The organism is Chryseobacterium viscerum (assembly GCF_002899945.2).
Lineage (GTDB): Bacteria > Bacteroidota > Bacteroidia > Flavobacteriales > Weeksellaceae > Chryseobacterium > Chryseobacterium viscerum.
Genome location: NZ_PPEG02000015.1, coordinates 53,191 through 62,128 on the forward strand (window position 1 = coordinate 53,191; position 8,938 = coordinate 62,128).

The following is an 8,938-nucleotide window of genomic DNA, read 5'->3' on the forward strand; positions in this document are numbered from 1 at the left end:
TTAAGATAAAATAATAATATCTATCTGTCTCTCATTCAATCTGTTCATGAGAGTATAGATCCAGCTGTACCCCAACAGCCGCTGCCAAAAACGGGCATGAGGCTTTCCAATGCAGACTGTCGTAATATTATGGGCAATCACATATTCCAGAATTCCATTGTGAACACTGCTTTCTTTGATCCGGACTACTTTTGCCCCTAATTCTTGTGCTAAATTAAAATTATTAATTAAATACCGCTGCTTATCCAAGGCTATTTTTTCAGGATTTTCGGAGGGCTTCTGAATGTATATAACAGTCCATGGACTGTTATAATAGCTGGCTAACCTTGCTGTTTTCCGGATAATTGTTTTGGCGATTTTCTCATTACTGCTGATGCAGGCCAGGAATTTTATAGGTTTAAAATTTTCTGTTTTGATTTCTGTTTCTACCTTTCTTTCCACATGAGTGGCTACTTCTTTTAAAGCCAGCTCACGAAGCTGTAGAATATGTCCACTTTGGAAGAAATTGCTGAGTGCGGTCTGAATTTTTTCTTTTTTATAAATCTTACCCTCTTTTAGACGGGTCAGCAATTCGTCAGCGGTAAGGTCTATATTGACCACTTCATCAGCAAGGGCCAGAATCTTATCCGGAACGCGCTCTGCCACTTCTACTCCGGTAATTTTCTTTACTTCTTCATTCAGGCTTTCTATGTGTTGAATATTCATTGCACTGATGACGTTGATGCCGTTATCAAGAATCTCCAATACATCCTGCCATCTTTTTTTATTTTTGGATCCTTCAACATTGGTATGAGGCAGCTCATCCACTAAAACGACTTCCGGATGTTCGTTGATAATGGCCTGAAGATCCATTTCTTCAAGATTTTTTCCTTTATAAAAAACCGATTTCCTTTCAATTTCAGGAAGACCTTCTACAAGCGCTACGGTTTCTTCCCGACCGTGGGTTTCAATATAGCCAACCTTTACATCAATGCCATTTCGCAAAAGGGAATGCGCTTCCTGAAGCATCCGGAAGGTTTTTCCTACGCCTGCACTCATCCCGATATAAATTTTGAATTTTCCTTTTCGGGACTTTTGAATCAGTTCTAAAAAATCTTTTGCTGATGACATTGATTTTATTCTTTTTAATTTTACTTTAAACACGTTGCACTGTGATTAAACCGATTACTAAAACCAGGCTGCAAGACTTGTTGTAATGAAGAAATTTCCTTTTTTTAATTCATCGTTTTTCGCAAAAATGGCATCTTTAGCTGTAAAACTTCTTGCCTCTGTACGGAAAACCACATTTTTAAAGATCGCATAATCTACGTTGAGAGAATATCCAAGGGTCTGAAATCCATTAGGAGTTCCGGTATTGATGATCACACCATTTTTATCATTGTAATATTCTAATCTTCCTGCCAGCGCCCATTTGTTGTCGAATTGGTATTTCATCAGAACATTCGGGCTATACCAGATATTATACTGCTCACTTCCTTTTGATTTCTGCTCTGCTCCGATATCAAATCCCAAGACTGCGGAAAACTGATCCGTCAGCTGAAAGCTTCCATACAAATCATGAAAATAGCGCATCCTTTTGTCATCCTTTGCTTTATCATTCCCGATAAATGAACTGCTGTTCAGGGTAATTTTATCATTAGGTTTATAAGTTATCTGATGTCCGAAAGAAATACTCTGGTTTCCTTCCGGTTTTGCAATTCGCTGCCATCCGTTCAGTATTAATCCACTTAAAAACCATTTTCCATTATCTGAGGTATAAGAAATTTTGGCACCCGTTTCAAAATAGGGAGAGTTTTCGGCGGCAAAACTTCGGGTAAGATTGATATTATCTTTTCCTATAGCACTTTCCCAGCCGATATGAGACGGCATGATCCCTGCATCAATCCACAGGTTTTTATTTTTAGAAATTTTGATCCCGATATTGGCTTCGTTGACATAGCGCAGTGCATTTTGTTCAGCCGCCATATTATCCTGGGCATAAGTTCCAGCCATTAAAGCTACATTGGCACGGAGATTTTCACTCTGATAATTGGCTTTAACCAATCCCAGATTAAGATTCATCTCATTATGCCTGTTATATGAGTATAAAAAGTTTTGACGCATATGATTGCCTGGTTCATTAAAATCATAAGTATAAAAGAGTTCTGCATAAGCGGAAAATGTCACTTTATTTCCTATTTTCAATGAATCTGATGATTGTGCTTTTGCTAAAAACAGCCCTGACAGCACACATATAGCTAGATATTTTTTCACGTTAGTCTTAAGGTGTATTAATCATATCAAGGTTTAAAATCTTGACATGATTATCGATTATTAAATTTATTATTTTAACTGATCCAAAGCAATATTAAGCTTCAGAACATTTACTTTTGAGGGTCCGAAAAGTCCTAAGAAAGGCTTTTCAGTTTGTTGATTAATTAAGTTTTTGATTTGCTCTTCTGAAAGGTTTCTCACTTTTGCAATTCTCTTTGCCTGATACAAAGCTCCTTCCCCAGAAATATCCGGATCCAGACCGCTTCCACTTGCTGTAACCAATTCTACAGGAACTTTGGTATTTCCCATTTCAGGATTATTCATTTTTAAAGTATCAATTCTTTTCTGTACGGTTTCCAGATATTCTTTGTTGCTGGGACCTTTATTACTTCCCCCACTTCCTGCTGCATTATAATTGACTGAGGAAGGACGGCCGTGAAAATATTTCTCAGCTTTGAATTCCTGCCCGATATTGGCATAGAACTTCTGTCCTTTATCATAAACAATTTCGCCGTTTCCTTTGTTAGGAAGTATTTTGGAACCTCCATATACAACAGCCAGATAAATACCCGTAACTATCAACATTACAAGAGTTAATCTGAATGCTGAAACAATATGATTTTTCATTTTTTTAATTTTAATAGAATAAACTGATTACCAAATCAATGATTTTTATCCCGATGAATGGAACAATTACTCCGCCCAGACCGTAGATTAAAAGATTTCTTCTCAGTAATGCACTTGCCCCAATCGGCTTATAGGCTACTCCTTTCAACGCCAGCGGAATAAGGAACGGAATGATGATCGCATTGAAAATAACCGCTGATAATATGGCCGTTTCAGGACTGTGAAGATTCATAATATTCAGCTTCTGTAGGGAAGGAATAAAAGTGATGAAGAGTGCAGGAATAATGGCAAAATACTTCGCCACGTCGTTGGCAATACTGAAAGTCGTCAAGGTTCCTCTTGTCATCAGCAGCTGCTTTCCGATTTCCACAATTTCGATCAGTTTTGTCGGGTCGTTATCAAGGTCTACCATGTTGCCGGCTTCTTTTGCAGCCTGCGTTCCGCTGTTCATCGCTACTCCTACATCGGCCTGAGCCAGTGCCGGAGCATCATTGGTTCCATCTCCCATCATGGCGACCAGCTTACCTTCCTGCTGCTCCTTTTTGATGTAATTCATCTTGTCTTCAGGCTTAGCTTCGGCTATAAAGTCATCTACTCCTGCTTTCTCCGCAATGAATTTTGCTGTTAAAGGATTATCTCCGGTTACCATTACCGTTTTCACCCCCATTTTTCTCAGTCTCTGGAAACGTTCCTGGATTCCGGTTTTGATGATATCCTGAAGCTCTATCACTCCCCATACCTTTTCATTTACGGCTACTACCAAAGGAGTTCCTCCGTTTTCAGCTATTTTGGTTACCGCATCCTGGGTTTCCTGTGGGAAGATATTCCCGGCTTTTTCAGTCAGTTTTTTTATAGTGTCATACGCTCCTTTACGGATTCTTGTCTCATCAAAATCGATTCCTGAAGTTCTCGTCTCCGCTGTAAAATCGATATAAGTAGGATTGGGAACCAATAAATCTTCAGATTTTAGCGCGCTCAGCTCAATGATTGATTTTCCTTCCGGTGTTTCATCGGCTACAGAACTTAAAGCAGAAGCTTTAATGAATTCATCAAGCTGAATTCCGTTGGAAGGATGAAAATGAGTTGCTTTACGGTTTCCGATCGTGATTGTTCCTGTTTTATCAAGCAAAAGAACATCAATATCTCCTGCCGTTTCTACAGCTTTCCCACTTTTGGTAATCACATTCGCTCTAAGTGCTCTATCCATACCCGCAATTCCGATTGCAGAAAGCAGACCGCCGATGGTTGTCGGAATAAGACAAACGAAAAGAGATATAAATGCCGCAATAGTAATCGGCGTCTGCGCATAATCTGCAAATGGCTTTAAAGTGAGGGTAACAATAATAAATGTAAGGGTAAATCCTGCTAAAAGTATAGTTAATGCGATTTCGTTAGGTGTTTTCTGTCTTGATGCTCCTTCTACAAGGGCAATCATTTTATCTAGGAAGGATTCTCCCGGTTTTGTGGTTACTTTTACTTTAATTCTGTCTGAAAGCACTTTTGTACCTCCGGTTACAGAGCTTTTGTCTCCCCCGGCTTCACGGATTACAGGGGCACTTTCTCCGGTAATGGCAGACTCATCAATGGTTGCCAGACCTTCAATAATCTCACCATCCATTGGGATCTGATCTCCGGCTTCACAAAGGAAAATATCGCCTAATGTCATTTCAGCGGACATTTTCAGAACTGTTTCTACCTGAAACCCGAGCTTATTATCAACCACTAATTTGGCTGGAGTTTCTTCCCTTGTTTTTCTAAGAGTATCAGCCTGTGCTTTTCCTCTTGCTTCTGCAATAGCTTCTGCAAAATTGGCAAACAGAACGGTGAAAAATAAAATAATAAATACTAAAAAGTTATAGGAAAAGCTTCCCTGGGTTTTATCACCAGTAAGACTGAACATGCTTACGATAAACATGACAACCGTTCCGATTTCCACCAGGAACATTACTGGATTTTTAAACATAATTTTCGGATTCAGCTTTACGAAGGATTGTTTTATGGCTTCGTTTACCAAATCTCTCTGAAACAATGTTTGTGACTGATTTTTCATTTTTTTGAAAGAATTTATATCATTGTAAATCAATAGTAACCATCAAGGTCTGCCAAATAATAAGGATAGATATGGATAATATAAGTGAACGTTTCAGTAAGTGTCAGACTAGCTTCCTCCCACTTTTCGGCTCCCTTAATGGTTGAATATTGATTTTAATTTTTAATGTTCACATTTTTATTTTGAGAAATACTGAATCTGCTCTGCAATAGGGCCTAATGTCAATGCAGGGAAGAAAGACAGTGCTGCAATCAGTAAAATCACCGCCAGGGTCATGAATCCGAAAGTAGCCGTATCTGTTTTCAGTGTTCCTGAACTTTCCGGAATATATTTCTTCTGGGCTAAGAGTCCTGCAATCGCTACCGGTCCTATGATTGGGATGAATCTTGATAACAACAGTACAATTCCTGTTGAAATATTCCACCATGGAGTATTATCTCCCAGTCCTTCAAATCCAGATCCGTTGTTCGCTGCAGAAGAAGTAAATTCATAAAGCATTTCACTGAAACCATGGAACCCCGGATTATTCAATGTTTTTGTTCCAAATTCTGGTAAATAAGCCGTTAAAGCTGTTCCTGCAAGAATCAGGAAAGGATGGAATAAAGCCACAATCATAGCGATTTTCATCTCTTTGGCTTCAATCTTTTTACCCATAAATTCTGGGGTCCTCCCTACCATCAGACCACTGATAAATACCGCGAGAATGATAAAGATGAAATAATTCAGAATACCCACCCCACAGCCTCCGTAGAAGCAGTTGATCATCATAGCAAGCAGCTCATTCATCCCCGAAAGAGGCATTGTACTGTCATGCATAGAGTTCACAGATCCTGTTGAAATAACGGTGGTTGCAATACTCCAATAGCCAGATGAAGCACTTCCAAAACGGATTTCTTTACCTTCCATGGCACCCAGGCTGTTATCTGTTCCCATTTGTGTAATCAGAGGATTTCCTCCGGTTTCATTCACAACATTCGGAACAGTAAGGGCGAGAAACCCGACTGTCATTACAGTAAAAATCACCCATGAAAGTTTTCTTTTATTCAGATAAAACCCAAGTGCAAATACCAACGCAAACGGAATGATCATTTGAGCGACCATCTCTGTCATATTGGTGATATAATTAGGATTTTCAAGCGGATGTGCTGAATTCGCTCCGAAAAACCCACCACCATTTGTTCCTAAGTGTTTAATCGCCACAAAGGCAGATACCGGACCTCTGGAAACATCGGCCTTCTGTCCTTCCAATGTGATGATATGGTCTTTTCCTTCGAAAGTCATCGGACTTCCGTTGATAGAAAGAATTAAAGCGACAATAACACTTATCGGAACCAGAATTCTGATCATTGATTTTGTGAAAAAGTCATAGAAATTCCCCAATTCAGTACTGGTCTTTTCTTTAAAAGCTTTGAAAAGAACCGCCATTGCCGCCATCCCTGTTGCTGCCGTTACAAACTGTAAAAACATCAGATAAAGCTGGCTCAGGTAGCTTACTCCCGTTTCTCCCGAATAGTGCTGTAAATTACAGTTGACCAGGAATGATATGGCTGTATTAAAAGCCAGATCGGGTGACATATTAGGATTCCCATCAGGATTTAAAGGAAGCCACGCCTGATTCAGTAAAATAAGAAATCCAATAATGAACCAGACAAGATTGATCGTCAGCATGGCGTACATATTCTGTTTCCAATTCATCTGACGGGTAGGATTAATTCCGGATAATTTATAAATTAACTTTTCAATCGGTTCAAAAACCGGATCCAGAAAAGTTTTTTTGTATCCATAAACATTAGCTATATATTTTCCTAGAAATATTCCGATAACTAATGTGATAGCAAACATTGCTATAATGCCTAAAATTTCTGTATTCATGACCAATTAAAATTTTTCAGGTTTAATTAAAACATAACAGATATACACAAAGGCAAGTATTGAGAGGAAAAATAAACTCCACATAATTTATATTCTATCAAAAAATTCAACTGATTTATATAAAAGCCAAAACAATACTGCAAAAAGCAGAATTAAACTTATAAGCATCATATCTTAATCATTAGGGTTAAAAGAGTCAATAATACGTACGATACAATCAGCAGACTAAAAGTTGAATGCTCCCGTTTTTTAAACGTTTTTCTTGAAATTGTCATTTTTAAATATTTTATTCAGGTACTATATGCCAAAAGAAGGCCCACTCTGAAAAAACAATACGTAAGTGTTTATATAACAATATATTAAGCAATGCAACCAACTTCTATAAAAACAAAAAAGCCTATCAAAATGATAGGCTCTTTATTAAAATGATAAAATATTTATTTTAATCCGTATTCTTCCAGTTTCCGATATAGCGTAGCAATACCAATCTCAAGTAAGCGCGCAGCTTCCGCTTTGTTTCCTTTTGTATATTGTAATACTTTCTGTATATGTATTTTTTCCAATGAACGGATACTTAAAGAATCACTTTCTGGGACAGCTTTTTCAGAGTAATGAGGAAGGCTGTCAGCATCAAGGATGTTGTTCTCCATTAAAATTAAACTCCGTTCTACAGCATTTCTCAGCTCACGAATATTTCCTTTCCAATCATTCTTATCCAATGCTTTATAGTAATTAGGATCAACCTGAACAGAGGATAAATGAAGTTTATGTGAAAAAATATCAATAAAGTTCTTGGCAAGTGCTTTCAAATCTTCCTTTCTATTTCGTAAAGCCGGCAGACATATCTCAAATACATTCAGTCTGAAATACAGATCTTCTCGGAAGTTTCCTTGCTTTATTTCATCTTCAAGATCTCTGTTGGTCGCGGCAATCAATCTAAAATCAGACTTTGAAACTTTGGTTTCACCCATTTTGATAAATTCCCTGGTTTCCAAAACCCTGAGCAGCTTTGCCTGAAGTTCTATAGGCATCTCACCAATTTCATCTAAGAACAGAGTACCGCCATTTGCCTCTTCAATCAATCCTTTTTTATCTTTTATCGCCCCTGTGAAAGCGCCTTGCTTGTGACCAAAAAGTTCACTCTCCAGAATCTCTTTACTGAAAGCTGAGCAGTTGATGGCTACAAAACTATTTTTCTTTCTGTCACTTCCCTCATGAATAGCGCTAGCAAAAACTTCTTTTCCGGTACCTGTTTCTCCTGTAAGAAGTACAGCAGCATCTGTTAAAGCCACTTTTTCAGCCAGCTTCTTCGCTTGAAGAATCAAGGGTGATTTACCAATTATCTGGTCAAATCCCTTGGTCACAACCTGCTGCATAACTCTTGATTTATTATCTTTTACCTTATCAAGAGCCTTATATACCAATGGAATGATTTTCTCATTATCATCACCTTTTACAAGATAATCATAAGCCCCATTCTTCATGGCCTGAACAGCATCCGTAATATTGCCAAATGCCGTCATTAAAATAATTTCCAACTGAGGATACTTACTTTTGATAGACTTTACCAGCTCTACTCCAAAAGCATCAGGCAGCCTGACATCGCTTAAAACAACATCAAATTCATATTGCTCCAGCATTGTCATGGCTGAACGTGCTGTAGAAGCTTCTTTTACATTAAAATTTTCTTGGGAGAGGATCATTCCTAGTAGCTTAAGGAGTTTGATCTCATCATCGATGATCAGAATGTTTCCTGACATATAATTATTTTTGGAAAACTACTGCAAACTTATTGAATTTATTCCAGTAAAACAGGGTTGTATAAGGAAATAGTTTCATTGAACAGCTCGTGCAATTTCAGGAGCATCATCCCGCTATCCATTCATACTCCTCACGCCAGCGCGCACCTACACTCAAACCCACCAACTCTCCAACTCAAGCTGCGGGGTAACCATTGCTATCGGGGCTAAAAGGAAGAAAATTATGAATTATGAGATCCGAGGTTGGGGTTCGGGATGCGATTGATCAGCTTTGATAATTCTCCATTTATGATATTCAATAGGAGCGGGCTATAATCCTGAGCTTAGTCGAAGGGATCCCATTCTGGTCAAAAACTCCATTTCCATCTGGCTTTAG

Annotated in this window: 7 protein-coding genes; all 7 read right to left on the bottom strand. The window is 38.3% G+C overall.

The annotated features are described in order from the left end of the window. Complete coding sequence (locus tag C1634_RS25110; RefSeq protein ID WP_109739343.1) at nt 1–1,110, bottom strand: histidine kinase; 1,110 nt, start codon at nt 1,108–1,110, stop codon at nt 1–3. Nucleotides 1,111–1,167: 57 nt separating this feature from the next. Continuing rightward, complete coding sequence (locus C1634_RS25115; RefSeq protein WP_103235029.1) at nt 1,168–2,253, bottom strand: porin; 1,086 nt, start codon at nt 2,251–2,253, stop codon at nt 1,168–1,170. Between the two features lie 69 nt (nt 2,254–2,322). Beyond that, nucleotides 2,323–2,880 (bottom strand): potassium-transporting ATPase subunit KdpC, encoded by a 558-nt coding sequence (gene kdpC / locus C1634_RS25120; RefSeq protein ID WP_109739344.1) that lies wholly within the window; start codon nt 2,878–2,880, stop codon nt 2,323–2,325. Nucleotides 2,881–2,890: 10 nt separating this feature from the next. Continuing rightward, complete coding sequence (gene kdpB / locus C1634_RS25125) at nt 2,891–4,930, bottom strand: potassium-transporting ATPase subunit KdpB (RefSeq protein WP_109739347.1); 2,040 nt, start codon at nt 4,928–4,930, stop codon at nt 2,891–2,893. 177 nt (nt 4,931–5,107) lie between these two features. Next, nucleotides 5,108–6,802, bottom strand: a complete 1,695-nt coding sequence (kdpA, locus tag C1634_RS25130; RefSeq protein ID WP_109739345.1) for a potassium-transporting ATPase subunit KdpA — start codon at nt 6,800–6,802, stop codon at nt 5,108–5,110. 6 nt (nt 6,803–6,808) lie between these two features. Then, nucleotides 6,809–6,886: a potassium-transporting ATPase subunit F gene (locus C1634_RS26555; protein WP_077415921.1), complete on the bottom strand. Its 78-nt coding sequence runs from the start codon at nt 6,884–6,886 to the stop codon at nt 6,809–6,811. 353 nt (nt 6,887–7,239) lie between these two features. Next, nucleotides 7,240–8,562: a sigma-54-dependent transcriptional regulator gene (locus C1634_RS25140; protein ID WP_109739346.1), complete on the bottom strand. Its 1,323-nt coding sequence runs from the start codon at nt 8,560–8,562 to the stop codon at nt 7,240–7,242. Nucleotides 8,563–8,938: the final 376 nt, after the last annotated feature.

Excerpts from the sequence above, each read along its gene's own strand:
- C1634_RS25110 (WP_109739343.1), bottom strand. The coding sequence starts at position 1,110 with ATGTCATCAGCAAAAGATTTTTTAGAACTGATTCAAAAGTCCCGAAAA.
- kdpC (WP_109739344.1), bottom strand. The coding sequence starts at position 2,880 with ATGAAAAATCATATTGTTTCAGCATTCAGATTAACTCTTGTAATGTTG.
- kdpB (WP_109739347.1), bottom strand. The coding sequence starts at position 4,930 with ATGAAAAATCAGTCACAAACATTGTTTCAGAGAGATTTGGTAAACGAA.
- kdpA (WP_109739345.1), bottom strand. The coding sequence starts at position 6,802 with ATGAATACAGAAATTTTAGGCATTATAGCAATGTTTGCTATCACATTA.
- C1634_RS26555 (WP_077415921.1), bottom strand. The coding sequence starts at position 6,886 with ATGTGGAGTTTATTTTTCCTCTCAATACTTGCCTTTGTGTATATCTGT.
- C1634_RS25140 (WP_109739346.1), bottom strand. The coding sequence starts at position 8,562 with ATGTCAGGAAACATTCTGATCATCGATGATGAGATCAAACTCCTTAAG.